General features: G+C 67.6%; 24 protein-coding genes and 2 tRNA genes. 15 read left to right on the top strand and 11 right to left on the bottom strand.

Features of this window, described 5'->3' with window-relative positions; translation table 11 throughout:
• Positions 1-6: 6 nt before the first annotated feature.
• Positions 7-525, bottom strand: coding sequence for an Lrp/AsnC family transcriptional regulator (locus WG898_RS19925; RefSeq protein ID WP_339604523.1), 519 nt, complete (start codon positions 523-525; stop codon positions 7-9).
• 108 nt (positions 526-633) lie between these two features.
• Between WG898_RS19925 and WG898_RS19920 the strand changes: the two genes are divergently transcribed.
• The 4 genes from WG898_RS19920 (at position 634) to WG898_RS19905 (ending at position 3,579) form a co-directional block, all read left to right on the top strand.
• Positions 634-1,527: an EamA family transporter gene (locus WG898_RS19920; RefSeq protein WP_339604522.1), complete on the top strand. Its 894-nt coding sequence runs from the start codon at positions 634-636 to the stop codon at positions 1,525-1,527.
• A 53-nt stretch (positions 1,528-1,580) separates the two neighbouring features.
• Positions 1,581-2,363: a peroxide stress protein YaaA gene (yaaA, locus tag WG898_RS19915; protein ID WP_339604521.1), complete on the top strand. Its 783-nt coding sequence runs from the start codon at positions 1,581-1,583 to the stop codon at positions 2,361-2,363.
• A gap of 27 nt (positions 2,364-2,390) precedes the next feature.
• Complete coding sequence (locus WG898_RS19910) at positions 2,391-3,227, top strand: 2OG-Fe(II) oxygenase (protein WP_339604520.1); 837 nt, start codon at positions 2,391-2,393, stop codon at positions 3,225-3,227.
• An 85-nt stretch (positions 3,228-3,312) separates the two neighbouring features.
• Positions 3,313-3,579 (top strand): hypothetical protein, encoded by a 267-nt coding sequence (locus WG898_RS19905; protein WP_339604519.1) that lies wholly within the window; start codon positions 3,313-3,315, stop codon positions 3,577-3,579.
• A gap of 4 nt (positions 3,580-3,583) precedes the next feature.
• Here WG898_RS19905 and WG898_RS19900 read toward each other — a convergent pair whose 3' ends face one another.
• Positions 3,584-4,045, bottom strand: coding sequence for an Lrp/AsnC family transcriptional regulator (locus WG898_RS19900; RefSeq protein ID WP_339604518.1), 462 nt, complete (start codon positions 4,043-4,045; stop codon positions 3,584-3,586).
• A 100-nt stretch (positions 4,046-4,145) separates the two neighbouring features.
• Here WG898_RS19900 and ilvB point away from each other — a divergent pair, with 100 nt between their 5' ends.
• Positions 4,146-5,873, top strand: coding sequence for a biosynthetic-type acetolactate synthase large subunit (gene ilvB, locus WG898_RS19895; RefSeq protein WP_339604517.1), 1,728 nt, complete (start codon positions 4,146-4,148; stop codon positions 5,871-5,873).
• Positions 5,874-5,921: 48 nt separating this feature from the next.
• On the opposite strand, the gene efp is transcribed toward ilvB, so the two are convergent.
• Together efp and earP are read right to left on the bottom strand one after the other, a co-directional pair.
• Positions 5,922-6,476, bottom strand: coding sequence for an elongation factor P (gene efp / locus WG898_RS19890; protein WP_285232540.1), 555 nt, complete (start codon positions 6,474-6,476; stop codon positions 5,922-5,924).
• Positions 6,477-6,589: 113 nt separating this feature from the next.
• Positions 6,590-7,669, bottom strand: a complete 1,080-nt coding sequence (gene earP, locus WG898_RS19885; RefSeq protein WP_339604516.1) for an elongation factor P maturation arginine rhamnosyltransferase EarP — start codon at positions 7,667-7,669, stop codon at positions 6,590-6,592.
• A gap of 42 nt (positions 7,670-7,711) precedes the next feature.
• Between earP and uvrC the strand changes: the two genes are divergently transcribed.
• The 7 genes from uvrC (at position 7,712) to WG898_RS19850 (ending at position 13,706) form a co-directional block, all read left to right on the top strand.
• Entirely contained in the window at positions 7,712-9,757 is a 2,046-nt protein-coding gene (uvrC, locus tag WG898_RS19880; RefSeq protein ID WP_339604515.1) for an excinuclease ABC subunit UvrC, read from the top strand.
• 10 nt (positions 9,758-9,767) lie between these two features.
• Positions 9,768-10,301, top strand: coding sequence for a hypothetical protein (locus tag WG898_RS19875; protein ID WP_339604514.1), 534 nt, complete (start codon positions 9,768-9,770; stop codon positions 10,299-10,301).
• A gap of 69 nt (positions 10,302-10,370) precedes the next feature.
• The gene (gene pgsA, locus WG898_RS19870) at positions 10,371-10,937 is read left to right on the top strand and encodes a CDP-diacylglycerol--glycerol-3-phosphate 3-phosphatidyltransferase (RefSeq protein ID WP_339604513.1); all 567 of its coding nucleotides are present in this window, start codon (positions 10,371-10,373) and stop codon (positions 10,935-10,937) included.
• A 156-nt stretch (positions 10,938-11,093) separates the two neighbouring features.
• On the top strand, positions 11,094-11,366 hold the full coding sequence (locus tag WG898_RS19865; RefSeq protein WP_282825557.1) for an HU family DNA-binding protein: 273 nt from the start codon (positions 11,094-11,096) through the stop codon (positions 11,364-11,366).
• A gap of 31 nt (positions 11,367-11,397) precedes the next feature.
• A tRNA-Val gene (locus WG898_RS19860) sits at positions 11,398-11,473 on the top strand.
• Positions 11,474-11,661: 188 nt separating this feature from the next.
• Positions 11,662-13,578, top strand: a complete 1,917-nt coding sequence (locus WG898_RS19855; protein ID WP_339604512.1) for a SurA N-terminal domain-containing protein — start codon at positions 11,662-11,664, stop codon at positions 13,576-13,578.
• 52 nt (positions 13,579-13,630) lie between these two features.
• Positions 13,631-13,706 (top strand) — tRNA-His (locus WG898_RS19850).
• A 128-nt stretch (positions 13,707-13,834) separates the two neighbouring features.
• Here WG898_RS19850 and WG898_RS19845 read toward each other — a convergent pair.
• Positions 13,835-14,791, bottom strand: a complete 957-nt coding sequence (locus WG898_RS19845; protein WP_339604511.1) for a peptidylprolyl isomerase — start codon at positions 14,789-14,791, stop codon at positions 13,835-13,837.
• Positions 14,792-14,871: 80 nt separating this feature from the next.
• On the opposite strand from WG898_RS19845, the gene dnaE reads away from it, so the two are divergent.
• Both dnaE and WG898_RS19835 read left to right on the top strand, forming a co-directional pair.
• Positions 14,872-18,369 carry a DNA polymerase III subunit alpha gene (gene dnaE / locus WG898_RS19840; protein WP_339604510.1) on the top strand — a complete coding sequence of 1,166 codons (3,498 nt, stop codon included), beginning with the start codon at positions 14,872-14,874 and terminating at the stop codon, positions 18,367-18,369.
• Between the two features lie 96 nt (positions 18,370-18,465).
• A complete protein-coding gene (locus WG898_RS19835) occupies positions 18,466-19,767 on the top strand; it encodes a patatin-like phospholipase family protein (RefSeq protein WP_339604509.1) in 1,302 nt (433 codons plus the stop codon).
• On the opposite strand, the gene WG898_RS19830 is transcribed toward WG898_RS19835, so the two are convergent.
• Together WG898_RS19830 and msbA are read right to left on the bottom strand one after the other, a co-directional pair.
• A complete protein-coding gene (locus WG898_RS19830) occupies positions 19,740-20,033 on the bottom strand; it encodes a ComEA family DNA-binding protein (protein WP_339604508.1) in 294 nt (97 codons plus the stop codon). The two genes, WG898_RS19835 and WG898_RS19830, sit on opposite strands and share 28 nt — an antisense overlap.
• 3 nt (positions 20,034-20,036) lie before the next feature.
• Positions 20,037-21,770, bottom strand: coding sequence for a lipid A export permease/ATP-binding protein MsbA (gene msbA, locus WG898_RS19825; RefSeq protein WP_339604507.1), 1,734 nt, complete (start codon positions 21,768-21,770; stop codon positions 20,037-20,039).
• A gap of 73 nt (positions 21,771-21,843) precedes the next feature.
• On the opposite strand from msbA, the gene WG898_RS19820 reads away from it, so the two are divergent.
• A complete protein-coding gene (locus tag WG898_RS19820) occupies positions 21,844-22,959 on the top strand; it encodes a glycosyltransferase (RefSeq protein WP_339604506.1) in 1,116 nt (371 codons plus the stop codon).
• Here WG898_RS19820 and WG898_RS19815 read toward each other — a convergent pair.
• The 4 genes from WG898_RS19815 to lapB are packed head-to-tail and all read right to left on the bottom strand — an operon-like array spanning position 22,946 to position 26,758.
• Positions 22,946-23,920, bottom strand: a complete 975-nt coding sequence (locus tag WG898_RS19815; RefSeq protein ID WP_339604505.1) for a glycosyltransferase family 2 protein — start codon at positions 23,918-23,920, stop codon at positions 22,946-22,948. The genes WG898_RS19820 and WG898_RS19815 overlap by 14 nt on opposite strands.
• Complete coding sequence (locus WG898_RS19810) at positions 23,917-24,864, bottom strand: glycosyltransferase family 32 protein (RefSeq protein ID WP_339604504.1); 948 nt, start codon at positions 24,862-24,864, stop codon at positions 23,917-23,919. The genes WG898_RS19815 and WG898_RS19810 overlap by 4 nt, the downstream gene beginning before the upstream one ends.
• The gene (locus WG898_RS19805) at positions 24,861-25,601 is read right to left on the bottom strand and encodes a glycosyltransferase (protein ID WP_339604503.1); all 741 of its coding nucleotides are present in this window, start codon (positions 25,599-25,601) and stop codon (positions 24,861-24,863) included. The genes WG898_RS19810 and WG898_RS19805 overlap by 4 nt, the downstream gene beginning before the upstream one ends.
• Positions 25,601-26,758: a lipopolysaccharide assembly protein LapB gene (gene lapB, locus WG898_RS19800; RefSeq protein WP_339604502.1), complete on the bottom strand. Its 1,158-nt coding sequence runs from the start codon at positions 26,756-26,758 to the stop codon at positions 25,601-25,603. The genes WG898_RS19805 and lapB overlap by 1 nt, the downstream gene beginning before the upstream one ends.
• Position 26,759: the final 1 nt, after the last annotated feature.

The raw sequence follows: 26,759 nt of genomic DNA, 5'->3' as shown, positions 1-26,759 counted from the left end.
CCCCGCTCAGCCGTCACGGCCGCCGGCCCTGGCGGTTTTTTCATGCTTGGGCGCGGGCGCGGGCTCGGTTGGGGTCAGGTCTTGCCAGGCCGGCCGCAGCGGCGCGTGCTCGCGCAGGCTGCGCAGGATGATGGCTGTGGAGGTCTCGGAGAGCGCGCAGTAGCGCTGCAGCACCTGCTCCAGATGCGCCACGTCGCGCACCGCGATCTCCAGGATCCAGCTGTCCTCGCCGGTGACGTTGTAGGCGGTCAGCACCTCGGGGCTGGCCTCGATGGCGCGGCGCATGCGCGGCTCGTCGCAGCGGCCCACGCGTATCACGCCGCGGATCGCATAACCCAGCTTGGCGCTGTCCACCACCGCACGGTAGCCGGTAATGACGCCCAGCGCTTCCAGCTTGCGCACCCGCTCGGTGACGGCGGGCTGCGAGAGAAACACGCGCCGGCCCAGCTCGGCCATGCTCAGGCGGGCGTCCGCCTGCAGTTCGGCAAGAATGCGGCTGTCATGGTGGTCCAGGTCATTGATCATGAGTTCAAAGGCAATATGGCTAAATTTCCATGAAGTTTAAGGAAAGTTCGCGCTGAAGTCTTGAAGATTGCATTCATGGGCGCGGCCTGTTTGCTTAGCATTTGGGCCATGAATCAAACCGCAAGCCTGCCCGCCGGCACGGGCCTCAGCCCGCGCATCCTGGCCTGCCTGGCCGCCACCTGGCTGGTCTGGGGCTCGACCTACCTGGCCATCAAATACGCGCTGCTGAGCTTCCCGCCCTTTTTCCAGATGGGCTCGCGCTTTCTGGTCGCGGGCCTGGTGCTGGCGCTCTGGATGCGCGGCCGTGGCGCACCCTGGCCGAAACCGCGCCAGTGGCTCAATGCCGCGGTGGTGGGCGGGCTGATGCTGGGCGGTGGCATGGGCGGCACGGCCACCGCGGAGCAAAGCGTGGGCTCGGGCCTGGTGGTGGCCTTCATCGCGGTGATGCCCCTGATGATCGCGGCGCTGAACCTGTTGTGGCGCGTGATTCCCTCGCGCATGGAACTGGCCGGCATCGCGGTGGGGCTGGTGGGCGTGCTGATGCTGACGCTGGGCCAGGGCTTCGGCGCCTCGCCGGCCGGCCTGCTGGCGATCACCACCGCATGCGCCTGCTGGGCGGTCGGCAGCGTGCTGTCGCAGCGTGTGCTGCCGCTGGCGCCGGGTGCGATGGGCTTCGCCAGCGAGATGCTGGCGGGCGGCCTGGTGCTGATGCTGCTGAGCCTGGGCAGCGGCGAAACGCTGAGCCAGCCGCTGCGTGCCGAGGCGGTGCTGGCCTGGAGCTATCTGGTGGTGTTCGGCTCGCTGATCGCCTTCAACGCCTACATGCTGCTGCTGGCCGAGGCCTCGGCCGCGCTGGCGTCCAGTTATTCCTTCGTCAACCCGGTGATCGCGATGCTGCTGGGGGTGGCGGTGGCGGGCGAGGTCATCAGCGCGTTTGAATGGCTGGCGGCGCTGGTGGTGCTGGTGGGGGTGGTGCTCTTGCTGGTGGGGCGGCGGCGCTGAGCGGCGCCCCTCCCGATCGGAGAGAATGCCGGGCGCCTTCACTCCGCCCGCCCATGCTCTATCTGCTTTCTCCCGCCAAGTCGCTCGATTACGAAACCCCGGTGCCCGCGGCCATCGCCAAGCTGGCGACCCAGCCGCAATTCGTGCCCGAGGCCCAGGCCTTGATCGATCTGCTGCGCCCCAAGAGTGCGGCCGAGGTGGGCGAGTTGATGGATCTCTCACCGGCGCTTTCCGAGTTGAACGTGGCACGCTACGCGGCCTGGACGCCGGCGTTCACGCCCGCCAACAGCAAGCCCTGCGTGCTGGCCTTCAACGGCGATGTCTACGACGGCCTGCAGGCGCGCAGCCTAGTCGCGGCGGATCTGCGCTGGGCCCAGCAGCACCTGGCCATCCTCTCGGGCCTCTACGGCGTGCTGCGTCCGCTCGACCTGATGCAGCCCTACCGGCTGGAGATGGGGACAGGTCTTGCCAACCCGCGCGGCCGCAATCTCTACGCCTTTTGGGGCGAGCGCCTGGCCGAGCATCTGAACCAGCGCGCCGCGGCCGAGCAGGTGCCGGTGATCGTCAACCTGGCCTCGCAGGAGTACTTCAGGGCGGCCGACCGGCCCAGCCTCAAGCCGCGCATGATCGAGTGCCAGTTCGAGGACTGGAAGAACGGCAAGTACAAGGTCATCAGCTTTTTTGCCAAGCGTGCGCGCGGGTTGATGGCGCGTTATGCGATCACCGAGCGCATCGACCGGCCCGAGGGCCTGTGCAACTTCGCGGCCGATGGCTATCGCTTCGATGCCGCCGGATCCACGCCCGAGCGCTTGTTGTTCCGCCGCCGCGTCGAGTAGCCTGCGCTTTGGGCAGAATGTCCGCCCATGAGTACGCAACAAACCATCACCGGCGAACTGCGGCGCTGGATTCAGGATCATGCGCAGGCGGGCACGGCGCGCGCGACGATTCTGCAGTCGATGTGCGCTAGCGGCTGGTCGCAAAGCGTGGCCTTGCAGGCCCTGGCCGAGACCCTGGACGGCGCCTCGCCCGAGCTGCCGCCGCCCTCGCCGGTGCCCGAGCCCGATCTGCGCGGCGCGCCGGCCGAGATCCAGCTGAGCGACCGGCGCGTGCAGGTGCTGCTGCGCGTCGAGCATCCGCGCGTGGTGGTGTTCGGCGGTCTGCTCTCGCATGAGGAATGCGACGCCATGGTGGCGGCGGCCACCCGGCGGCTGGCACGCTCGGAGACCGTGGCCAACGACAAGGATGGCAGCGAGGTCAACGCCGCCCGTACCAGCGAGGGCATGTTCTTCGAGCGCGCCGAGAACGAGGTCTGCGCCCGAGTGGAGGCGCGCATTGCCGAGCTGCTGCACTGGCCGGTAGAAAACGGCGAAGGCTTGCAGGTGCTGCATTACCGCGCTGGCGCCGAGTACCTGCCGCATTACGACTACTTCGACCCCGCCCATGCCAGCACGCCGGCGATCCTGGCGCGCGGCGGCCAGCGGGTCGGCACCCTGGTGATGTACCTCAACACGCCGGAGCAGGGCGGCTCGACGGTGTTCCCCGACATCAAGCTGGACGTGGCGCCCATCAAGGGCAATGCCGTGTTCTTCAGCTACGAGCGCGCGCACCCCTCGACCCTGACCCTGCATGGCGGCTCGCCGGTGCTGGCAGGTGAGAAATGGGTGGCGACCAAATGGATGCGCGAGCGCGAGTTCATTTGATCTGGCTACGCCAAGGCCCTGGTTTTCTGGCGCTAGACTGGCGCCGTTGGTGCAGCCGCACCTGTTTCCGATCCGGAGTTCCGATATGAAGAAATCGATGCTGGGCCTGGCCCTGAGCGCCCTCCTTGCCAGCGCCAGCTTTGCCCAGACCGCCACGCCTGTCATGCAGCCGCAGGCACCCGCCGTGCAGGGCTCGGTGATCACCGAGTCCGCCGCGCCGCAGGCCAAGGTCGCCAAGAAGGCGAAGAAGGTCAAGAAGGCGGGCAAGAAGGGTGCGAAGAAGGCGGCCGGCGTGCATGCCAAGCACGCCACGCATGCCAAGGCCAAGAAGCACCACAAGCTTCAGGCCTGAGCCTTCATCGCCTGAGCGGCAGCTGGCTCTGCTTGAGCTGCCGCAGCACGAAGCTGGACTTGCTGTGCCGGATGCCGGGAATCTTGTAGAGACGTTCGCGCAGCAGGCGCTCGTAGTCGCGCGTGTCCGCCACCGCGATGCGCACGTAGTAGTCGTAGTCGCCTGAGACCAGGAAGGCCTCCAGCACCTCGGGAATCTGCTCGAGCGCGCGGCCGAATTCGAACAAGGCCTCGTCCGAATGGCTTTCCAGCGTCACCTGCACGATCACGGTGTCGCCCAGCCCGATCAGCGCCGGGTTCACACGCACCGAATAGCCCTCGATCACCCCGGCCGCCTCCATGCGCTTGATGCGCGTCCAGCAGGGTGAGCTAGTCAGGCCCACCAATTCGCTGAGCTGCTGCAGGCTCATGCGCGCGTCCTGCTGCAGGGCGCTCAGGATGGCGATATCGAATTTGTCCAGGGGCATGCTGTGGTTTTATCGTTGCGCAGAATGATTTGCTGAATTCGGCGAATAGGCGCGGAAGAATAGCAGCCTTTGCTGCGGAGCTTGCGGCAAAGTCTTGGGCATGTCTGCTTCCCACGCCACGCCATGCAATGGCGCCCAATCGCTCATCGCCACCCTGCTGGCCCTGGGCGTCGATACAGTTTTTGGCTACCCCGGGGGTGCCGTGCTGCCGCTTTATGACGCCTTGCATGGCGAGCCGCGCCTGCGCCATGTGCTGGTCAGGCATGAACAGGCCGCCGTGCACGCGGCCGAGGGCTATGCGCGCAGCACCGGCCGGCTGGGCGTGGTGTTCGTGACCTCGGGGCCGGGCATGAGCAACACCACCACCGGTTTGCTGGATGCGCTGTGCGACTCGGTGCCGGTGCTGTGCATCAGCGGGCAGGTGGCAACCAGCGCCATCGGCACCGACGCCTTCCAGGAATGCGATGCCCTGGCCATCTCCAGGCCGGTGACCAAATGGAATGCCCAGCTGCGCGCCGCCGACGAGGTGGCGGCCGTCGTTGCGGAGGCCTGCGCGCGCGCCATGGGCGGACGGCCCGGCCCGGTGCTCGTGGACTTTCCGAAGGACGTGCAACTGGCGGAACTGCGGCAGCCGCGCCCGCTGCTATCGATGCCGGCCCAAGCTAGCAGCGCCGAGCCGCCGGCGGCGGCGCTGGTGCAGGCCGCGCTGGCGCTGCTGCGCCAGGCCCGGCGCCCGGTGTTCTATGGCGGCGGCGGGCTCATCAACGCCGGCCCGGCCGCCTGCGAGCTGTTCACGCAGCTGGTGCGTCGCAGCGGCGCGCCCTGCACGCTCACCTTGCTGGGCCTGGGCGCCTTCCCGGCCTCGGACCCGCAGTTCCTGGGCATGCTGGGCATGCACGGCACGCTGGAGGCCAACCTGGCCATGCATCATGCCGACCTGGTGCTGTGTGTGGGCGCGCGTTTCGACGACCGGGTCACCGGCCGGCTGGACGGCTTTTGCCCCGGCGCCAAGGTGATACACCTCGACATCGACCCGCGCTCCATCCACAAGGTGCGGCGCGCCGACGTCGCCTTACGCGGCGATTGCCTGCCCAGCCTGCGTGCCCTGCTGGCCGGATGCCCGGCCGCGCAGGATCTGGGCGCTTGGTGGGCGCGCATCGAGCGCTGGCGTGCCCAGCACAGCCTGGGCTTCGAGGACGAGCGCGATCGCATCCTGCCGCAGGCCCTGATGAGCCGGCTGCAGGCCGCGCTGGCCGGGCGCGATGCCATCGTCGCCACCGATGTGGGCCAGCACCAGATGTGGGCCGCGCAGCATCTGCGCTTCGAGCGTCCGCAGCGCTGGCTGACGTCGGGCGGCGCCGGCACCATGGGCTATGGCCTGCCCGCGGCGATCGGCGCGCAGATTGCGCATCCCGACCGGCTGGTGGTCTGCGTCAGCGGCGATGCGTCGGTGCTGATGAATGTCCAGGAGCTTTCCACCGCCGTGCAGCACCGCACGCCGGTCAAGCTGGTGCTCTCGAACAACGGCTATATGGGCATGGTGCGGCAGTGGCAGGAGCTGATCCACGGCGGCCGCTACAGCCACAGCTATACCGAGGCGCTGCCGGACTTCGTGGCGCTGGCGCGCGCCTTTGGCTGGCAGGCGCAGCGCGTCACGGCGCGAGGCGAGCTGGATGCGGCCCTGCGCGCCTGTCTGCAAGCCGAGGGGCCGTATTTTCTGGACGTGGCGGTGGCCGCGCAGGAGAACTGCTTTCCCATGATCCCGGCCGGCGCCAGCCATGCCGAGGTATGGCTGGGCAAGGACCGCATGTATCGCGAACCGGCATGAAAAAAGCACCCCACGGGGTGCTTCTTCTCGCTGCGCTGAGCCGCTGGCTCAGACGCGCTTGCGGTACTCGTGGGTACGCGTGTCGATTTCGATCTTGTCGCCCTGGGCCACGAAGATGGGCACCGGGATTTCGAAACCGGTGGAGATCTTGGCAGGCTTGAGCACCTTGCCCGAGGTGTCGCCCTTGACGGCCGGCTCGGTCCAGGTCACTTCGCGCACCAGCGAGGTGGGTAGTTCGACCGAGATGGCCTTGCCGTCGTAGAACACCACTTCCACGGGCATATTGTCTTCCAGGTACTGGATGGCATCGCCCATATTCTCGGCTTCCACCTCGAACTGGTTGTACTCGGAGTCCATGAACACATACATCGGGTCGGCGAAGTAGGTGTAGGTGCAGTCCTTCTTGTCCAGAATGATCTGGTCCATCTTGTCGTCGGCCTTGAAGACGACTTCGGTGCCCGAGTTGTTCAGCAGGCTCTTGAGCTTCATGCGCACGGTCGCGGCATTGCGGCCACCGCGGCTGTATTCAGTCTTGAGCACAACCATGGGGTCCTTGCCGTGCATGATCACGTTGCCGGCGCGAATTTCCTGAGCGATCTTCATGATGATTCCGAGAGATTGGGAGGCCAGATAGGGGCAGCTTGATGAGCACTGCCTAGGCGCACCCGCAAGCCTGGTCAGTAAGCCTGGTTTCGGGCGCGACGAAACCCGGCATTTTAGCCTGATTCGGCCACGAAACCCATGAGTTGGCTGCATAGATCCGCAGCCTTGCTCATTTCCTCACGCCAGCGCAAGGCCTGTTGCCGGCCGAGCTTGAGACGGGTCAAGCAGTCGCGCCCAGTGGCGGGCGTCCATGGTGTCAGGGCGTTCCAGGCGCGCCAGAGTTGGCGCATGGGTCCGGCCCAGTCGGCGTCGGCATGGGCCAGGTATTGGTCCATGAAGGCCTCGAGCTTGGGGCCGTGCGCACCATCGTCTTGTGGATAGATGTGCCACAGCAGCGGCCTGCCGGCCCAGAGGGCACGCACCAGCGAGTCTTCACCGCGCACCAGGTTCAGCTCGCAGGACCAGAGCAGGCGGTCGTAGTCGGCCTGGCTCAGATAGGGCAGCGGGATGCAACGTAGCTGCGCATGGCGCGCGGCCAGCTCCGGCACCTGCTGCCGCGCCGCGCCGGGGCAGAGCAGCAGCAGGGTGGGCGCCTCGGCCAAGCTGGCCAGCAGCTGGGGCCAGGCATTGTTGGCATAGCAGAACACGCTCACCACCCGCTCGCCATCGCGCGGCTGCCAGCCGCGCGCGGCCAGCCAGGCGGGTGCGTCGAAGGCCGCCTGGGCTTGCAGCAGGCCGGGCTCGCGTAGCAGGCCACCGGTGCGCGCGCTGAAGCCGGGGTAGAAGAACCATTTGTCCAGCCCGCGGCCCGGCCCCGCCAGCTGCGGCGAACGCAGGCTGTGCGAGCGTTCCACATAGGGCTCGGCGCTGAGGTATTCGAGGTTGATCCAGCAGGGCGGCTTGGGGCGTGCCGCCATGCGCTGCACAAAGGCCGCCGGCAGCTCGCAGCCAAAGGTCTCCACCACCACGTCGCCTGGCTGCGCCTCATGCTCGGCCTCGGCCCAGGGGCGCACGCGTAGGCCGGCCGGCAGGCCGTCGGCGGCCATCCAGTGCAGTGCCGCGGCGTCGTCGACCCACAGCCGCACCAGCTGGCCGCGCTGGGCCAGATCGCGCGCCAGCCGCAGGCACACGCCGATGTCGCCATAGTTGTCGACCACCCGGCAAAACACATCCCATTGCAGTGCAGAACTCATGGCGCAGGATTATGGGCGGTGCCCGCGGCACAATGCCGGCCCATGAGTGATGATGTGCCCGTCAAGCCGATTCCTAGCCAGTCCGACGCCCAGGTCGCCGAACTGGGCGCGCAGGCCCTGGCCGGTTGGGCCGAGGAGCGTGAGCAGGTCGAGGCGGCCGAGGCGCGGCGCGTGGCCGAGGTCGAGAAGGTGGCCCGCGAGCTGCGCGAGCAGGTGCTGGCCGAGGTGCTGGCGCTGCCGCCGCTGCCCGGCGTGTACCGCTACTTCGATGCCCAGGATCAGGTGCTGTATGTGGGTAAGGCCAAGAACCTGAAGAAGCGTGTCTCCAGCTATTTCCAGAAGGACCATGGCGGCACCCGCATCGGCCTGATGGTGGCGCGCATCGCGCGGCTCGAGACCACGGTGGTGCGCACTGAGGCCGAGGCCCTGCTGCTCGAGAACAACCTCATCAAGGCGCTGAACCCGCGCTTCAACATCCTGTTCCGGGACGACAAGAGCTACCCCTATCTGAAGCTCAGCGGCCATGCCTTTCCGCGCGTCAGCTACTACCGCGGCGCGGTGGATAGGCGCCATCGCTATTTCGGGCCCTTCCCGAGCGCCTGGGCGGTGAAGGAATCGATACAGCTGATCCAGAAGGTGTTCCGCCTGCGCAGCTGCGAGGACACGGTGTTCAACAACCGCAGCCGGCCCTGCCTGCTGTACCAGATCCGGCGCTGCTCGGGCCCATGCGTGCCGGCGGGCCAGGGGCCGGAGTACGCGCGCAACGTCGCGAATGCCGAGCGCTTTCTGCTGGGCGAGACCGATGAGGTGATGCAGGGCCTGCAGGCGCAGATGATGGCCTATGCCGATGCCATGCAGTACGAGCTGGCGGCCGAGGTGCGCAACCAGATCAGCTCGCTCGCCAAGGTGCTGCAGCAGCAGGCGGTGGACGAGAACAGCGCCAGCGGCCGCGACCGCGACGTCGACATCCTGGCGGTCAAGGTGCAGGGCGGGCGCGCCTGCGTCAATCTGGCGATGGTGCGCGGCGGCCGCCACCTCGGCGACCGCGCCTACTTTCCCAAGCATGTGGACGATGCCGCCGCCGTGCTGCTGGAGGACGATGAGGCGGCGGAAGGCGCGCGGCCAAGCGTCGAGCGCCAGGTGCTGGAGGCCTTCATCGCCCAGCATTACCTGGAGGCCGCCGTGCCCGCGCTGCTGATTCCCAGCGAGGCGGTGGATGAGGCGCTGGCCGCGGCGCTGAGCGAGCAGGCCGGCTACAAGGTCAGCACGCAGGCGCAGCCGCGCGGTCAGCGCCGCATCTGGCAGGAGATGTGCGTGAAGGGCGCCGAGCTGGCGCTGGCGCGCCTGCTGTCCGAGGAGGGCTCGCAGCAGGCCCGCACGCTCGCCCTGGTGGAGGCGTTGGACCTCAGCGTGCCCGAGCTCGACAAGTTCCGCATCGAATGCTTCGACATCAGCCATACCGCGGGCGAGGCCACCATGGCCTCCTGCGTGGTGTTCGAAGGCCACCAGATGCAGAGCGGCCAGTACCGCCGCTACAACATCGAGGGCATCACCGGTGGCGACGACTATGCCGCGATGCGCCAGGTGCTGACGCGCCGCTACAGCAAGCTGGCCGAAGCGGCGCAGCTGGGCACGGCACGGCTGCCGGACCTGGTGCTGGTGGACGGCGGCAAGGGCCAGGTGGCGATGGCGCGCGAGGTGTTCGAGGAGCTCGGCCTGGACCTCGGCCTGATCGTCGGCGTCGAGAAGGGCGAGGGGCGCAAGGTCGGCCTGGAAGAGCTGGTGTTTGCCGACGGCCGCGAGAAGGTCTATCTGGGGCGCGACTCCGCTGCGTTGATGCTGGTGGCGCAGATCCGCGACGAGGCGCACCGTTTTGCCATCACCGGCATGAGGGCCAAACGCGCCGCGCTGCGCACCGGCGGCTCGCGCCTGGAAGATGTGCCGGGCGTCGGCCCCAAGAAGCGCGCCCAGCTCTTGCAGCGCTTTGGCGGTGTGCGTGGCGTGGCCAGCGCCAGCGTGGATGAGATTGCCAGCGTGAAAGGCATCTCCAAGGAACTTGCCGAGGAAATCTATCGTGCCCTGCATTGATGATGTAGCGATGAAAAACAAGCGTGGCGGCCGCGGGCTCTGGTCCTGCCTGGGTCTGGGCCTGCTATTGGCAGGTTGCTCCTCGGGGCCGCCAGCGCCGCCCGCCGGGGAGGCGCCAGCAACGGCGGCAGCAGCGGCAGCGGCACAGCCGCAAGGCAACAAGGCACCTGCTCCAGCCGTGGCGAAGGGCGGGGCCGAAGCACTCGCGCCGCCCAAGCCGGTGCGCACGCACGACGAACTGCGCAAGCAGGCCGCGCTGCGCCTGGTGCAGGCCAATCCGGAGCGCACCTATATGGGCGAGGTGCCGGCGGTGTTGCTGGCCATCCCGGTGCTGGAGATCGAGCTGCGCCAGGACGGCAGCGTGAAGAACATCCATGTGCTGCGCAAGCCCGGTCAGGCCCTCGATACGGTGCAGCTGGCCATCGATGCGGTGCACCGCGCCGCGCCCTTCGGCAACCTCGCACGCCTGCCGCAGCCCTGGAAGTTCAACGAGGTGTTCTTGTTCAACGATGAACGCCGCTTCAAGCCGCGCACGCTGGACTGAGCTGCGTCAATAAAGCGACAAAGCCGAGATGGGCGCGGAGCGGAGCATGCTTTTGGGCACAATGCCCGCATGTTCTTCACGCTGCCAACCATCCTGACCTGGGCCCGCATCGTGGCCATCCCGCTGATCGTCGGGGTGTTCCACCTTGAGATCGCGCCGGCCCAGCAGAACCTGCTGGCCACGGTGCTGTTCGTGGCGGTGGCCCTGACCGATTGGCTGGACGGCTATCTGGCGCGCAAGCTCAACCAGACCTCGTCCTTCGGCGCCTTCCTGGATCCGGTGGCCGACAAATTCCTGGTCTGCGCCGCCCTGCTGGTGTTGCTGGAGCTGGGCCGCGTGAATGCCCTGGTGGCCCTGGTCATCATCGGCCGCGAGATCGCGATCTCGGCGCTGCGCGAATGGATGGCCCAGATCGGCGCCTCGCGCAGCGTGGCCGTGCACATGGTGGGCAAGCTCAAGACCACGGTGCAGATGGTGGCGATCCCCTTCCTGCTCTTCGATGGCCCCTTGTTTGGGGTGATCAATACGCATGTCTGGGGCACCGCCCTGATCCTGGCGGCGGTGGTGCTGACGATCTGGTCGATGGTCTACTACCTGCAGAAAGCCCTGCCCGAGATACGCGCCAAGGCGCGCTGAAACGCCGCCTGCCCACGATGTGTATCGGGGCTTTTCCCTGCTCGGTGGGGCTGTCGATTGCGTCTAGAATCCGCTTCCCGCGCTGCTTGCTCGGCGCCGGTTGGCAGGCGCTGAGCGGGTTGCGTCGTGCAGTGAAACCTACTGAGGGGTACCTTCGTGAACAAGTCCGAACTGATCGAGCACATTGCCAAGCAGGCCGACATTTCCAAGGCGGCGGCGGGGCGTGCGCTGGAGGCCTTGATTGGTGGTGTGAAGACCACGCTGAAGAAGAATGGCTCGGTTTCTCTGGTAGGCTTCGGCACCTTCAGCGTCACGAAGCGCGCCGCGCGTAGCGGGCGCAATCCGCGTACCGGCGACACGATCAAGATCAAGTCGGCCAAGGTGCCCAAGTTCCGCCCTGGCAAGGCGCTCAAGGACGCGGTGAACTGATCGACAGGTCAGCAGCAATTCCCGGAATACCGGGCGCTTAGCTCAGTTGGTAGAGCGGCTCCCTTACACGGAGTAGGTCGGCGGTTCGAGCCCGTCAGCGCCCACCATCCAGGCCCTCAAGAATGCGGGCATGGGCAGTGGCTAGAATGTCACCCGACGCAAAGGCGAACCAAGGTTCGCCTTTGTCGTGTTTGAGGCCGGGCGAGGGCGCTGCCGTTGGCAGTCGCATACCGATCCTGGGCCATGTTTACTCAGCGTTAGAACGCGTAGGCGTTAAGCCTGTCAGAGGTTCCCGATGTTTGATTTCGTACGCAAGCACAACCGACTGTTTCAGTTTCTGTTGCTGATACTGATACTGCCGTCGTTCGTGCTGCTGGGCGTGGAGGGTTACACCCGCTTCATGGACGGCTCAAATGCGGGGGTGGCCAGCGTCGACGGCCGCAAGATCACGCAGGTGGAGTGGGATGCCGCGCACCGCGACCAGGTCGAACGCATCCGGCGCCAGTCGCCGAACGTGGATCCCAAGCTGCTGGATGCGCCCGAGGTGCGCAAGGAAGCGCTGGAGGGCCTGGTGCGCGAGCGCGTGCTGCAGGCTGCAGCCCAGGCGCAGCATCTGGTGATCAGCGATGAGCGCTTGCAGAGCCTGTTCCGCACTGACCCGCAATTCGCCTTTCTGCGCAACCCGGATGGCAGCGTCAACAAGGGCATGCTGGCCGCCCAGGGCATGAACTCCGAGATCTTTGCCTACCGCTTGAGGCAAGACCTGACCCTGCGCCAGGTGCTGCAGCCGATCAGCGCATCCGGCCTGGCCGGCAATGCCAGCGCCGCATTGGCCTTCGATGCCTTGCTGCAGCGCCGCGAGGTGCAGGTGCAGCGCTTCGATCCCAAGGACTTCGCGGCCAAGCTCGCCCCCAGCGACGCGGAACTCGAAGCCTTCTACAAGGATCCCAAGAACTCCGCGCAGTTCCAGCTGCCCGAGAGCGCCAACATCGAATACGTGGTGCTGGATGCCGAGGCGCTGAAGGCGGGTGCGAGCTTCAGCGAAGAAGATCTGCGCAAGTATTACGAAGAGAACCAGTCGCGCTACAGCGTGGCGGAAGAGCGCCGCGCCAGTCACATCCTGATCAAGGCCGACAAGTCTGCGTCGGCGGACGAACGCGCCAAGGCCAAGGCCAAGGCCGAGGCCCTGCTGGCGCAGGCGCGCAAGAACCCGGCCGGCTTTGCCGACCTGGCCAAGACGAACTCGCAGGACGAAGGTTCGGCGACGCGCGGCGGTGATGTCGATTTCTTCGGCCGTGGCGCCATGGTGAAGCCGTTTGAGGACGCGGCCTTCGCGCTCAGGCAGGGCGAGATCAGCAATGTGATCGAAACCGACTACGGCTATCACATCATCCATCTGACCGGCGTGCGTGGCGGCGACAAACGCAGCTTCGAGTCGGTTCGGGCCGAGGTCGAGGCCGAGGTGCGCAAGGCGCTGGCGCAGAAGCGCTATGCCGAGGTGGCCGAGCAGTTCAGCAACACCGCCTACGAGCAATCCGACAGCCTCAAGCCGGTGGCCGAAAAGCTCAAGCTGACGATCCAGACGGCCACGGTGCAGCGCAAGCCCGCACCCGGCGCGGCCGGCCCGCTGGCCTCGGCCAAGCTGCTGGAGGCCGTGTTTGGCGTCGAGGCTTTGCGCAACAAGCGCAATACCGAAGCGGTGGAGACGGGCTCCAGCCAACTGGTTTCCGCGCGTGTCGTGCAGCACAACCCGGCGCGCCTGCAGGCCTTGGCGGATGTGCTGCCGCAGGTGCGCGAGCAATTGTTGCGCAAGCTGTCGCGCGAACTGGCGGCCAAGGCCGGCCAGGAGCGTCTGGCGGCCTTGCAAAAGGCGGACGATGTGACTGGTCTTGACGCTGCCATGCTGGTGTCGCGCGCCCAGCCGGGTAAGCTGAGTAGCAAGGCCCTCGAGGCGGTGCTGCGGGCAGATGCCAGCAAATTGCCGACCCATGTCGGCGTGGACGCGGAAGACGGCAGCTATCTGGTGGTGCGCATCAACAAGACCGAGGCGCGTGATCCTGCGGTGGTGGACGCCAAGCGCGCCCTGGCCCAGTACACGCAAGCCTGGACCGCTGCCGAGGGTCAGGCCTTCTATGGGGCCCTGAAGGTGCAGCACAAGGCGACGCTGAAGGTCCCGACCGCAGCGACTGCAGCCTCCGCGGCGAGTAATTGAAAATAGTGCTTCCCAAGAAGAACTATATCGGCCTATAATCGTAGGCTCTGCGGTGGCTGTAGCTCAGTTGGTAGAGTCCAGGATTGTGATTCCTGTTGTCGTGGGTTCGAGTCCCATCAGCCACCCCAAAGAACAATGAAGACGCCCACAAGGCCTTGATTCTTAACGGAATCAAGGCCTTGTTGCTTTGGCGACTAGGAGGCGCTGGCCCTGAGGCCTGCATCAAGGGATGCACGGCGCATCAGGGCATGGCGCATCAGCGGGCTGGCGTTGCCCGCGTGGGCACGCTGGCGCTGCAGATGTCCACATGCTTGGGGCTGTGGACGAACCAGCCGCCGCGGTGGCGGCGCGCGTCCAGTAGCGCGTTCCAGGTCTTGCTCTCGGTCCTCAGCACCTGCAGGGCAGGGCGATCGGACTCGGGCAGTTCGCTGGCCAGGCGCACACGCGTGATGCCGGTGCGCTGCTCGGCCTTGTCGTAGAAGCCCATGTTCGGGCCGCCGCGCTGCAGCGCAGACAAATACTCCATGCCCTTGAGCACGCGGCCCACCACGGTGATGTTGAGGTCCAGGCCGCGCGGTGCATGGCCGATCACCGCATAGAGCTCGGCGCCGGTGCTGGAGTCCACCGCATCGCTGCGGCCGGCACCCACCATGCCGTAGCAATGCGCCAGCCAGGCCTTGTCGGCCTTGGGGTCGGCGGCCACAGGGAAGCCGTCCACAAAGCCGCTCACCGGTGCCCAACCGTCCAGATCGGGAATCTTGTTGAACAGGGCGGGTGGCAGGCCCTTGTAGGCCACCGAGAACTCGGCCGCGATCTTCGCCTCGGCCTGGCCCAGGGGCTTGGCGGTCTTGGCATCGTCGCCGTTCGGGTCGCCCCACTGGGTGACGAAGTTGTCCTGCACGCGCACGATGGCCAGGCCGTCGTAATAGGCGCTGCGCGCCAGGGCGCGGATATTCGCGGCATGGCGGGGTGCGAAGCGTGGCGCCAGCTCGATCAGTATTTGCTGAGTGGCCTGACCCTGCGCGAGCTCCATCACCAGCATGTCCTCGGGTCTGACCTCGCGCCAGTCGCCGGCGGGCGCCTGGGCCAGGATCTCGGCGCTGCTCTTGGGTGGCGAGGCCGCTTTGGTCGCGGTCGCGGCCGGCTGCTTGGCTGCGATTGCAGCGCCGGCGGCCAGCGTGATGGCCAGGGCCAGGATGTGCTTGCGGTGCATGGTTGCCCTCTGTCTATGGACTGTGATGGCGCCGCAGCATACCCGCGGCCGGGCCTGCCGGCCCTCTCTACAATCCCGCAATGCCTTTTGTCCATCTGCGTACCCATACTGAGTTCTCCGTCGTCGACGGCACCCTGCGAATCGACGATGCCGCGGCCGCCGCGTCGCAGGACAAGCAGGTGGCGCTGGCCATCACCGATCTGGCCAATCTGTTCGGCGGGGTGAAGTTCTACAACGCCTGCCGCAAGGCGGGCGTGAAGCCCATTCTGGGCGCGGACTGCTGGATCGAGTCGGATGCCAGCGACAAGCCGCCTACCCGCGTGTTGCTGCTGGTGCAGAGCTACCAGGGTTATCTGAACCTCTGCGAGCTGCTGTCGCGCGCCTGGATACAGAACGTGCAGCGCAACCAGGCCTGCCTCAAGCTGGTGTGGATGGAGGAGCTGAGCGAGGGCCTGATCTGCCTGTCCGGCGCCCAGTTCGGCGCCATCGGCCAGGCCCTGATGCAGGGCGACCTGCCGCGCGCCCGCGAATGGGCCGAGCGCCTGGCCGCCCTCTATCCGCAGCGCTTCTACATCGAACTGCAGCGCGCCGGCCTGCCCGGCCAGGAGGCGCTGGTGCGCAGCTCGGTGCCGCTGGCGGCCGAGCTGGGCCTGCCGGTGGTGGCCACGCACCCGGTCCAGTTCCTCGGTGAGGAGGATTTCGACGCCCACGAGGCGCGCACCTGCATCGCCGAGGGCGAGACCCTGGCCAACCCCAAGCGTATCAAGCGCTTTCTGCCGGGCCAGTACTTCAAGCCCCAGGCCGAGATGGAGGCGCTGTTCGCCGACATTCCCTCGGCCATCGCCAACACGGTGGAAATCGCGCGCCGCTGCAGCCTCAAGCTCACGCTGGGCAAGCCGCAGCTGCCCAACTTCCCGACGCCCATCCTGGCGGACGGCACGACCATGCCCATGGAAGCCTATTTCCGTGAGCTGAGCTACGAAGGCCTGGAGCAGCGGCTCGTGCAGCTGTTCCCCGACGCGGGCAAGCGCGACGCCGAACGCCCGCGTTATGTGGAACGCCTTGAATTCGAGTTGGGCACCATCATCAAGATGGGTTTCCCGGGCTATTTCCTGATCGTGTCGGACTTCATCCGCTGGGCCAAGGCGAATGGCTGCCCGGTGGGGCCGGGCCGGGGCTCGGGCGCAGGCTCGCTGGTGGCCTATGTGCTCTCGATCACCGACCTGGACCCGCTGCAATACAACCTGCTGTTCGAGCGTTTCCTGAACCCCGAGCGGGTCTCGATGCCCGACTTCGACATCGACTTCTGCCAGGGCAACCGCGACCGCGTCATCGACTATGTGAAGGACAAATACGGCCGCCCAGCGGTGAGCCAGATCGCCACCTTCGGCACCATGGCGGCCAAGGCCGCGTTGCGCGATATCGGCCGCGTGCTGGGCATGGGCTTCGGCCATGTCGATTCGATCGCCAAGCTGATCCCGGCGCCGCCGGGCAAGACGGTGACCCTGGCCAAGTTGCCGCCGGACTTCGACCCCGAGAAGGCCAAGGTCATCTACGCCCGCCACGAGGCGCCCGAGATCGAGGAGCGCGAGCAGCAGGAGGAAGAGGTGGCCGAGCTGCTCAAGCTGGCCGCGCGGGTGGAGGGCATGGTGCGCAATATCGGCATGCATGCCGGCGGTGTGCTGATCGCGCCGGGCAAGATCACCGACTTCTGCCCCATGTACCAGCAGCCGGGCTCGACCAGCGCGGTGAGCATGTACGACAAGGACGACGTCGAGGCCATCGGCCTGGTGAAGTTCGACTTCCTGGGCCTGGCCACCTTGACCATCCTGGAGTTGGCCAAGAACTTCATCATTGCGCGCTACCCGGACCGGCAGGACTTTGACTGGGCCAAGGTGCCGCTGGACGACCGCAAGGTGTTCAAGCTCTTCGGAGATGGCTTCTCGGAAAGCGTGTTCCAGTTTGAATCGCCCGGCATGCAGCGCCTGCTCAAGGACGCCAAGCCCTCGCGTTTCGAGGATCTGATCGCGCTGGTGTCGCTGTACCGCCCGGGACCTATGGACCTGATCCCTTCCTTCGTGGCGCGCAAGCATGGCCGGGAGACCATCGAGTACCCGCATCCGCTGCTTGGCCAGGTGCTGGAGGAGACCTATGGCGTGATGGTCTACCAGGAGCAGGTGATGCAGGCGGCCCAGGTGCTGGGCGGCTACAGCCTCGGCGGCGCCGACATGCTGCGCCGCGCCATGGGCAAGAAGAAGGCCGAGGAGATGGCCATGCACCGCGAGATCTTCCGCAAGGGAGCCGCGGCCAAGGACATTTCGCAGGACAAGGCCGACGAGGTCTTCGACCTGATGGAGAAGTTCGCGGGCTACGGCTTCAACAAGTCACACGCCGCCGCCTATGCCTTGCTGAGCTACCACACGGCCTGGCTGAAGACGCATTACACGGCCGAGTTCTACGCCGCGAACATGACGATCGAAATGGACGACACCGACAAGCTCAAGGTGTTGCTCAATGATGCCAAGCTCTTCGCCATCGAGTTCCAGCCGCCCTGCGTGAATCGCGGCGTCTACCGTTTCGAACCCATCAGCAACAAGCTTGTCAACTACGGCCTGGGCGCCATCAAGGGCACGGGCCAGGGCGCCATCGATGCGATCGTGGCGGCGCGGCAAGCGGGCGGCCCTTTCAAGAGCTTCTTCGATTTCTGCGCCCGGGTGGACCGCAAGGCGGTCAACAAGCGCGTCGTGGAGGCCCTCATCAAGGCCGGCGCCTTCGACACCCTGGAGGCCGAGCGTGCGCGCCTGCTGGCCAGCGTGGCGCTGGGCTACACCTATGCCGATAAGTTGGCGCAGGACGCCGACCAGGGTGGGCTGTTCGACTTCGACGAGGGCGCCCATGGCTCGTCCACCGCCGAACCCGAGCTGGTGCAGGCTGCGCCCTGGAGCATCAAGGAGCGTCTGGGTCTGGAGAAAACCGCGATCGGCTTCTACCTCTCCGGCCATCTGTTCGACCAGAGCGGCGAGGAGGTGCGCCGCATGGTCAAGCGCCGCGTCGCCGATCTGCAAGACAGCCGCGAACCGGTGCTGGTGGCCGGCATCGTCTCGGACATGCGCATCATCAACGGCCACCGCGGCAAGGTGGCGATCTTCAAGCTCGACGACAAGAGCGATGCAATCGAGGCGGTGGCCAACGAAGAGCTCATCAACGCGCACAAGGAGGCGCTGGCCGAAGATGAACTCGTCATTGTCTCGGGCAAGGTGCAGAACGACCGCTTCTCGGGTGGCCTGCGCCTGAACATCCAGCAGCTGTGGAGCCTCACCGCGGCGCGCGCGCGCTTCGGAAAATTCCTGCGCCTGCAGGCCAACGGCGTGACGCCGCCGGTGGCCGAGGTGGTGGCGACTTGGCCGGCGCGCCGCGTGGACGCCGAGCAGGGCACCCTGGTGCAGGGCCTGTCGCTGCGTCTGGCCGTCAAGCGCGAGGGTGCCAGCGCCGAACTGGACCTGGGCGATGCGGCCAAGTTCTGGCCCTGCGACGAGGCCCTGGCGAAGCTGGGCGGTGCGCAAATCGTCTACGACTGAGGCCCCGCGCGGCGCTGTTGCGCGGCAGCGAATGGCCCCTCTTTTGAGCGTTTGGCGTAGCGGGGTTTTCGGGCATGATCGCCTCAAGCGACAGCCATGGACAACCCGGCGCCCAACCCTTCCACCCCCACTACCGGCCTGATCCTGACCGGTGGCGGTGCCCGCGCGGCCTACCAGGTGGGCGTGCTGGCCGCGATCGCGCAGCTGCGCCGCGACGCCGGCGTGAGTGCCGCCAACCCCTTTCCTGTGATCGCCGGCACCTCGGCCGGCGCCATTAATGCCGGCACCCTGGCCTGCCAGGCGGACGACTTCGATGGCGCCGTCGACGGGCTGATGCATATCTGGCAGAACATCCATGTCGATCAGGTCTATGCCGCCGATGCCTTTGGCGTGATACGCACCGGGGCGCGCTGGATGACCATGATGAGCCTGGGCTGGGCGGTGGCGCGCTGGCACCGCAGCAAGCCACGCAGCCTGCTGGACAACGAGCCGCTGGGCCGGCTGCTGCGCCGCTGGGTGCGGCTGGAGCGGCTGGACGAGATGCTGGCACAGGGCCATATGCGAGCGTTGGCGGTGAGCGGCTCCAGCTACAGCTCGGGCCAGCATGTCACCTTCTACCAGGCTCACGAGGCGCAAAAACCCTGGCTGCGCTCACAGCGCATCGCCACACCGACCAAGCTGAGCGTCGAGCATCTGCTGGCGTCCTCGGCGATTCCCTTCATCTTCCCGGCCCAGCTGCTGGACCTGGAAGGGCAGGCCGAATGGTTTGGCGACGGTTCGATGCGCCAGAGCGCGCCGATCTCGCCGGCCATCCACCTGGGCGCCGAGCGCGTGCTGGTGATAGGTGCGGGCCGCATGCATGAGCCACCCGGGCGCCGCAGCACCCTGGTGGAGGGCCATCCCAGCATGGCGCAGATCGCAGGCCATGCGCTTTCCAACATCTTCCTGGATGCGCTAGCGGTGGACGTGGAGCGCTTGCAACGCATCAACAACACGCTGAGCCTGCTGCCCGCCGAGGCGCGTGCAGCCACGCCGCTGAAGCCGGTGGAGGTGCTGGTGATCGCGCCCAGCCGCCGTATCGACGAACTCGCCGCCGAGCACCAGCACAGCCTGCCGCCGCCGATACGCGCGATGTTGCGCAGCGTGGGTGTGGCCGGCGAGGGCAAGGCTGCGACCGGCTCGGCGCTCACCAGCTATCTCTTGTTCGAACCCTCGTTCACCGGCGAGCTGATCATGCTGGGCATGTCCGACACCCTGGCCAAGCGCGCCGAGGTGCAGCGATTCTTCGGCTGGCCGGCGCAGGCGCCCAAGGTCGACCCGCGCTCGATGCGCAGACGCAGCGCCGGTTTCGCCGAGCTTCAGCCCGTCGCTCAGGCAGCAGCCGCCGAAGCGGCCTGAGCACCCCAGGCCCGGCCCTGCACGCGCAGGCCCTGGGCCGAGAGCTTGGCGGCCAGCTTGGGGCCTATGCCCGCGACGCGGCGACGCAGATCCTGCCAATCGCTGAAGGGCCGCGCCGCCAGCAGGCGCCCGGCCAATTCCGGGCCGATGCCGGCGAGCGATTCCAGCTCGGCGCGGCTGGCGCTGTTGAGCTCCAGCGGGGTCGGGTCTTGCGCCCAGGTAGGCGATGCCAGCAGAGAGCCTAGCAGTGCCAGACGCCGTCGCATGGTTCAGTCCGCAAACTGGGCCTGAACCATGGCGGCGTAAGCGCCGTCGCGCGCCACCAGCTCCGCATGGCTACCGCTCTCCAGTAGACGGCCCTGCTGCAGCACATGGATGCGATCGGCCGAGCGTATGGTGGAGAGGCGGTGCGCGATCACGATTAGGGTCTTGCGGCCCTGCCAGGCCTCGATGGCCTGCTGTACGGCGCGCTCACTCTCGGTGTCCAGCGCCGAGGTGGCCTCGTCCAGCACCCAGATCGGTGCATCCTTGTAGAGCGCGCGCGCAATTGCCAGGCGCTGGCGCTGGCCGCCACTGAGCTTGCTGCCGTTGGCGCCCACGGCGGTGTCCAGTCCCTCGGGCAGGGTCTGCACGAAGTCCCATAGATGCGCGGCACGCAGCGCCTGCTCCAGCCTGGCCGCGTCGCGCGGCTGGGCATAGGCGATGTTGTCGGCCACCGAGGCGTCGAACAGCACGATGTCCTGCGAAACCACCGCGAACTGGCGGCGCAGGCTGGCGCGCGTGAGTTCGTTGATGGGCGCGCCGTCCAGCAAGACCTGACCCTCATCGGGCTCGGCGAAGCCTAAGAGCAGGTTGACGATGGAACTCTTGCCCGAGCCCGAGGCACCCACCAGGGCGGTGGTCTGGCCGGCGGCAAAGCGCAGGTCCAGGGTGTCCAGCGCTGGCTGCTCGGCGCCGGGGTAGCGCAGCGTCACGGCTTGCAGCGCGATCTCGCCGCGGCATTCGGCCAACTCGCGGTTGCCGCGGTCGTTCTCGGCCGGTATGTGCAGCAGGCTCAGGCTGCCCTGGGCGGTGATGAGGGCATTGGTGATGGGCTGGGCCAGCTCGCTGAGATGGCGCAGGCGCGAGGTCAAGAGCAGCAGAGCGGCGATGAAGGCGGCGAACTCGCCCACGCCGCTCTGGTTCTGGCGCGCCTGCAGCAGCGCGAGGCTCAGGATGACCGACAGCCCGATGCTGGCGATCAGCTGCGAGACCGGCTGGGTCAGCGCGTTGGCGGCCGCGGTCTTGAGGGTGGCGCGCTGCACCTCGCGGGCGCGCGCGGCGAATTGCTCGCGTTCGTGGTCGGCGGCGTCGAAGCTGCGCACCACGCGCCAGGCTCGCGTCAGGTCGTCGACCTTGTTGACCAGCCTGAGCTGGGCGTCATAGGCCCAGCTGCCCATGCGGCGCACGCGCGCGTTGACGCGCTTGACCACCACCGCCATCACCGGGGTGGTGATCATCGACAGCAGGGTCAGCTGCCAGTTCAGCCACAGCAGATAGCCCAGCATGGCCAGCGCCGGCAGGCCGTCGCGCAAGAGGGTGATGAGGGCACCACCCAGCTGGGCGACGATCTGCTGCGGGTCGTTCACCACCTTGGTGACGGCGGTGCCCGGCTGCAGGCTGGTGTAGATGCGCGCGTCGGCCTTTAGCAAGGCGTCCAGCAGCGCGGCGCGCAGGTCGAACACGGTGCGCGAGACGGTCCAGTTCAGCAGGTACTGGCCGAGGAAGCTGAACAGGCCACGCGCCGCGAACAGACCGATCAGCACCACCGGCACCCACCACACCGAGAAGCTGTCGGCCTTGAAGCCCTCGCCCAGCACGGTCTTGAGCAGGTGCGGTATCAGCGGCTCGGTGCAGGCGGCACCGATATAGGCCAGGATGGTCGCCGCCACGCCTCGGCGGTGGGGCTTCAGGTAAACCGCCAGGCGGCGTGCGGTGTCGCTCAATGCTTCGGGCTGACTCATGGAATTGCTGGCGTGGCGAGGGGCCGATTGTCGCCGCTGCGCCGGCTTGGGCTGCCTGCCTATACTGCCGGCCATGTCTGAAAACAACATGGGCCTTGGCGCCGGGCCCCGGCGCGTGCTGCATTTCGTCACCGGCGGTTTTTCCGGTGCCACCCAGGTGGCGCTGGACCTGTGCCTGTCGGCACAGGCAAGCGAGCGCATGGAGGTGTTGCTGGTGCTGCGCCGCAAACGCAACACCGATGCGGCGCGGGTGGCAGCGATGCGCGCGCGCGGCCTGCGCGTGGAGGTGCTGCCGGGCTGGTCACATCTGGCGACGATCTGGGCGCTGTGGCGCCTGTGCCGCGCCTGGCGGCCCGAGTTGCTGGTGGCGCATGGCTTTCCCGAGCACCTGCTCGGCCGCTGGGCCGGACTGCTCGCCGGCGTGCCCAAGCTGGTGCAGGTGGAGCACAACTCGCGCGAGCGCTACACACGCTGGAAGCTGGCGCAGGCGCGCTGGCTGGCGGCGCGCAGCGCCAGGCTGGTGGCCGTGTCCGAAGGGGTGAAGGCGGCGCTGCTGAAGCTGGGCATGCCGGCGGACAAGACCATGGCCATACCCAATGGCGTGGACCTGCGGCCATTCGCCGAAGGCGCCGGCAAGCCCTTTGAGGAGCGCGTGGCCGGCATCGTGATGTCGGCCCGCTTTGCGCGCCAGAAGGACCATCTGACCCTGATACGCGCGCTGGGCCTGCTGAAGGGCCGCGGCCTGCGCCTGCCGCTGCTATTGGCGGGGGCGGGCAAGGCCGCCTATCACCAGCGCGCCGAGGCCGAGGTGGCTCGCCTGGGCCTGCAAGAGCAGGTGCAGTTCCTGGGTCATCACGGCGGCATGCCCGAGCTGCTGATGTCGCACGCGGTCTGCGTGCTGGCCACCCATTACGAGGGCATGCCGCTGGCCCTGGTGGAGGGCATGGCGGCAGGCTGTGCCTGCATCGCCTCCGACGTGGTGGGCGTGAGCGAGGTGCTGGCGCATGAGCGCAACGGCCTCCTGGTACCCGAGGGCGATGCCACGGCCCTGGCCGATGCGCTGGAGCGCGTGTTCTGCGAGCCGGGGCTGGGCCAGCGGCTGGCGGCGGCGGCGCGCGAGCGCGCGCTCGCCGAACATGGCGTGGAGCTGATGCGCCTACGCTACCAGGCCCTGCTCACGACGCTTTAGACAGCCACCAGCGCAACTGCAGCCAGCGCAGCCATTTGCCACGTTGCAGGTAGGCGCGCAGCAGTTGCTCGGGCGAGAGCGGCGAGCTGGCGCGCCACTGGCGCGCGAAACGCCGCAGCGCCTCGCTCAGGCCCTGCTGCCCGAGCCGGCTGCGCCGCTTGCAGGCGCGTACAAAGGTGCGGGCGCAGAAATGCGCGATCTCGAAGCGCGTGCCCTCGCTCAGCGTCGGCAGTTCGGCGGCATAGCCCTCCAAGGCGCCCATCCATTCATCCAGCCTGGCCGCGCTCAGGTTCGCGAGCGCGCTGCCGGCACGCTGCCGGTAGGCGATCCAGACCTCGGGCGCATGCACGAAGCGGCGCACTTGCAGCGCCAGGCGCGGGTAGACGGCGAGGTCTTCGAACACCCGGCCGACCGGGAAGCGCAGGCCCGCCGGCCAGATCGCACGGCGCACGATCTTGGACCAGGGGTGCAACTGCCCGGCCTGGAACAAGCCGCTCAACAGGCCATCCAGGTCCTCGCCTTGTGCAGCCCCGATGAAGCTGGGGATGTGCTGGTAGCGCGGCTTGGCGGGTTTGCTGCTGCCATCGTCGAAGGCACGGAAATCACACATCACCAGGTCGGGCGCCTGCTGCGCCAGCACTGCCTTGAGGCGGGCCAGCGCGCCCGGCTCCATCAGGTCGTCGGGGTCGACGAACCAGAGGTAGTCGCCACGCGCGGCGTCCAGCAGGGTATTGCGCGCCGCGCTGACGCCCTGGTTGTGCGCATGCCTGAGCAGGCGCACGCGCGGGTCACGGGCCTGCAATGACTCGACCAGTGCGGCCGAGCCATCGGGCGAGGCATCGTCCACAAACACCAGTTCCACGCCCGCATCGGCCTGATCGAGGATGGAGGCCGCGCAGGCAAGCAGGTAGGGCTCGACCCGGTAGACCGGCAGCAGGATGCTGAGCCAGGGCGCCGTCATGCGTGCAATTCCAGCAGGTGGGCGATGGCGCTGCCGCGCAGCCAACGGCCCTTGGCCAGGCCGCGCTCCAGCACCTGGCGGTCGCCGCCGCGCAGCTTGATCAGGGCCGGCAGGCGGCGCGGGCAGGGCGTGAGCGCGAGGCGGGCGTAGAGGTGGCGCTTGCGCCAGCGCAGCGCGGCCAGGTAGGCGAAGGCCGAGTCCTCGGCGCAAAGCAGGGCCAAACGGTAGGTCTCGGGCGCCCGGTCCAGCAGGTCCGAGGCGGCCACATGCATCAGCAGATAGCGCTGGAAGTCCGGGGTCAGGTCTTGCACCACGCGCGCCAGCCGGCCCTGTGCGCGCAACTCGTCCAGATAGGCTTCGGCGCCCAGATCCAGCGCATGGTCGAAGGCCTCGGCCAGATCGCGCACAAAGGCGCTGCCGGGCAGCGCGGCCATGCACCAGTTCTCGACGATGGGCAGCTCGGGCCGGCTGCTGTAGCGCTGGATGTAGAAGCCTGCGTACTCGGCCTGGGCGGCCAACTGCGCCTCGTGCAGCCAGGCCAGGTCGCGCGTCAGCAGGGTGGAGGCGTCCATCCAGATGCCGCCATGGCGGGCCAGCAATTGCACGCGCAGCCAGTCGGCCTGGCGATAGGGCGGCAGGCTGTCGAAATCCGGCCGCAGCGCCCTGGCAGGGATCCATTGCAACAGGCTTTGGCGGTCCAGCAGGCGCAGCTCGTGGTCGGGCGCGTGGCGCCGCCAGTTGGCCAGGCATTGCTGGATGAAAAGCGGCGCCGGCGCGGGATGCCAGTAGGTCCAGAGGATCTTGGGTATGCCAGCGGCGGCGCGCGGCGCGGCAGCGCCGATCAAGACCTCGCGTATCTGCGCCGGGGCCTGCGCACACAGGACCTGCCAGAGCTCGCGCCCCAGCAGCGCCAGCAGCAGGACCAGCAGCCCCAGCCAGATCATTCGCGCCAGTGCTCGGCGATCCAGTGCGCCGGGCGGGCGTGGCGCCAGTTGCCCATATTGCGACCGGCCAGCGCGTCGGGCGGATTCATCACGCCATGGAAGATCAGGATGCGTGCGCCCTTGGGGATGATGGGGTCGCGCCAGTAGCTGGTGGGCCAGGTCGGGATGCAGTGGTATTTGTAGCTGGCGCACCAGGCGGCGTCCCAGTACTTGAGCTTGCCCTGCGCGTGCATCTCGTTGGAGAGGTAGGCCTGCTCGTTGCGCACCTGACGGCGTATCGCCTCGGCCTCGCGGCGGAACTTGGCCAGCACATCGGCATGTGCACCCAGCTGGAAGCGGTACACCGAGCTGTTGCCGGTGATGCGCCAGGGGCGCTTCCAGTCATGGATGATGAGGAACTCGCCGGGCACCTCGAAGAAGGGCGTGATGTCGTCGACGATCACCACGTCCAGGTCCAGGAACAGCGCCGTGCCCTTGAGGCCGTGCAGGTCCGCTTCAAAGGTGGTGAGCTTGGTCCAGCCGCGCTCGGGGATGCCGGCAGGCAGCTTGAGCTCGGGGATGGGCAGGCATTGCACCTCGGCGCGTATACCCTCGCTGCGGTCGGTCAGGCAGACGAACTTGAAGGGCCCGTGCAGATGCCGCGCCACCATGGCATAGAGGCGGTTGACGTACTCGGGGCCGTACTTGGTGCCCCATTTCATGCACAGGATGACGCGATCGGTGCTGCTTGCTTGCATCAGAGCTCTTCAACGTGACGGGGCGGGTAGCTGTCCCAGTTCAGGCAGCCCGGGCATTGCCAGAAATAGTGCTGGGCCTCGAAGCCGCAGGCGGCGCAGCGGTAGCGCTGCAGCGGCCGGCCGGCACGCTCGATGGCGCTGCCCAGCAGAGTGGTCTCTTCATCGCTGAGCTGCGCCCCCGACTGCGCCAGCAGCTGGCGCGCGGCCGCCAGGCTGGGGTCCTGGCGCAGATGCGCCAGCAAGCGCTGGCGCTGCGCGGCCGCGGCCGGTTCCAGCTTGGCGATAGCCTGCAGTAGGTGCATGCCGGGGTGACGCTGGTACTGGCCTTGCAGGGTCTGCAGGGCGGCCGCGGCGGCGTCGCAGGCGAGTGCCGCGCTGGCGTAATCGCTGGCCACCAGATTGAAGGCCTCGGGGTTGGCGGCCAGCAGCTCGGCGTAGGCGGCCATGGCATGTTGGGGCTGTTCGCGGCGCATCAGCAATTGCCCAGCCAGCACATGGGCACGCGCGGCCTGGGGCGCCACCTTGCGGGCCTCGGCCAGCAGGGCCTGCGCCTTGTCGACGTCGCCCGCCTGGTTGCGCGCCTGCGCTTCCAGCGCCAGCTCGCACAGGTAATGCGCGATGCGCGAGGCAAAGGAGCCGGTGCCCACCTGCTCAAGATGCCTGGCCACCTCGGCGGCCTTGCGCCATTCGCGCGAGCGCTCGTACAGCGAGAGCAGGGCCAGTTCGGCTTCGCTCTCGAAGCTGCTGCCGCGCAGCACCGCAAAGGCCTCCTCGGCGCGGTCGAACAGGCCGGCCTTGTAGAAGTCCTGGGCCAGCGCGTACTGGGCGCGCTCGCGCTCGGCACGGGGCAGGTCGCCGCGCTGCAGCAGGTGCTGGTGCACGCGCACCGCGCGCTCGTATTCGCCACGGCGGCGGAACAGATTGCCCAGTGCGAAGTGCAGCTCGGAGGTGTCGGGGTCGGCCTGCACCGCCTCGATGAAGGCGTCGATGGCCTTGTCCTGCTGTTCGTTGAGCAGCAGGTTCAAGCCCTTGAAATAGGCCTTGGGTGCGTCGCGCTGCTCGCGCTTCCACTGGCGCGTGTCGAGCTTGGAGGCCAGCCAGCCAAGGCCGAACACCAGGGGCAATGCAATCAGCAGCCAGCTGAGATCGAAGCCCATC

The organism is Paucibacter soli (assembly GCF_037482845.1).
GTDB classification, from domain to species: Bacteria; Pseudomonadota; Gammaproteobacteria; order Burkholderiales; family Burkholderiaceae_C; genus Paucibacter_B; species Paucibacter_B soli.
Note: the sequence above shows the minus strand (reverse complement) of the source record. Positions and strands in the feature narration are given on the sequence as shown.

Excerpts from the sequence above, each read along its gene's own strand:
- WG898_RS19925 (WP_339604523.1), bottom strand. The coding sequence starts at position 525 with ATGATCAATGACCTGGACCACCATGACAGCCGCATTCTTGCCGAACTG.
- WG898_RS19920 (WP_339604522.1), top strand. The coding sequence starts at position 634 with ATGAATCAAACCGCAAGCCTGCCCGCCGGCACGGGCCTCAGCCCGCGC.
- yaaA (WP_339604521.1), top strand. The coding sequence starts at position 1,581 with ATGCTCTATCTGCTTTCTCCCGCCAAGTCGCTCGATTACGAAACCCCG.
- WG898_RS19910 (WP_339604520.1), top strand. The coding sequence starts at position 2,391 with ATGAGTACGCAACAAACCATCACCGGCGAACTGCGGCGCTGGATTCAG.
- WG898_RS19905 (WP_339604519.1), top strand. The coding sequence starts at position 3,313 with ATGAAGAAATCGATGCTGGGCCTGGCCCTGAGCGCCCTCCTTGCCAGC.
- WG898_RS19900 (WP_339604518.1), bottom strand. The coding sequence starts at position 4,045 with ATGCCCCTGGACAAATTCGATATCGCCATCCTGAGCGCCCTGCAGCAG.
- ilvB (WP_339604517.1), top strand. The coding sequence starts at position 4,146 with ATGTCTGCTTCCCACGCCACGCCATGCAATGGCGCCCAATCGCTCATC.
- efp (WP_285232540.1), bottom strand. The coding sequence starts at position 6,476 with ATGAAGATCGCTCAGGAAATTCGCGCCGGCAACGTGATCATGCACGGC.
- earP (WP_339604516.1), bottom strand. The coding sequence starts at position 7,669 with ATGAGTTCTGCACTGCAATGGGATGTGTTTTGCCGGGTGGTCGACAAC.
- uvrC (WP_339604515.1), top strand. The coding sequence starts at position 7,712 with ATGAGTGATGATGTGCCCGTCAAGCCGATTCCTAGCCAGTCCGACGCC.
- WG898_RS19875 (WP_339604514.1), top strand. The coding sequence starts at position 9,768 with ATGAAAAACAAGCGTGGCGGCCGCGGGCTCTGGTCCTGCCTGGGTCTG.
- pgsA (WP_339604513.1), top strand. The coding sequence starts at position 10,371 with ATGTTCTTCACGCTGCCAACCATCCTGACCTGGGCCCGCATCGTGGCC.
- WG898_RS19855 (WP_339604512.1), top strand. The coding sequence starts at position 11,662 with ATGTTTGATTTCGTACGCAAGCACAACCGACTGTTTCAGTTTCTGTTG.
- WG898_RS19845 (WP_339604511.1), bottom strand. The coding sequence starts at position 14,791 with ATGCACCGCAAGCACATCCTGGCCCTGGCCATCACGCTGGCCGCCGGC.
- dnaE (WP_339604510.1), top strand. The coding sequence starts at position 14,872 with ATGCCTTTTGTCCATCTGCGTACCCATACTGAGTTCTCCGTCGTCGAC.
- WG898_RS19835 (WP_339604509.1), top strand. The coding sequence starts at position 18,466 with ATGGACAACCCGGCGCCCAACCCTTCCACCCCCACTACCGGCCTGATC.
- WG898_RS19830 (WP_339604508.1), bottom strand. The coding sequence starts at position 20,033 with ATGCGACGGCGTCTGGCACTGCTAGGCTCTCTGCTGGCATCGCCTACC.
- msbA (WP_339604507.1), bottom strand. The coding sequence starts at position 21,770 with ATGAGTCAGCCCGAAGCATTGAGCGACACCGCACGCCGCCTGGCGGTT.
- WG898_RS19820 (WP_339604506.1), top strand. The coding sequence starts at position 21,844 with ATGTCTGAAAACAACATGGGCCTTGGCGCCGGGCCCCGGCGCGTGCTG.
- WG898_RS19815 (WP_339604505.1), bottom strand. The coding sequence starts at position 23,920 with ATGACGGCGCCCTGGCTCAGCATCCTGCTGCCGGTCTACCGGGTCGAG.
- WG898_RS19810 (WP_339604504.1), bottom strand. The coding sequence starts at position 24,864 with ATGATCTGGCTGGGGCTGCTGGTCCTGCTGCTGGCGCTGCTGGGGCGC.
- WG898_RS19805 (WP_339604503.1), bottom strand. The coding sequence starts at position 25,601 with ATGCAAGCAAGCAGCACCGATCGCGTCATCCTGTGCATGAAATGGGGC.
- lapB (WP_339604502.1), bottom strand. The coding sequence starts at position 26,758 with ATGGGCTTCGATCTCAGCTGGCTGCTGATTGCATTGCCCCTGGTGTTC.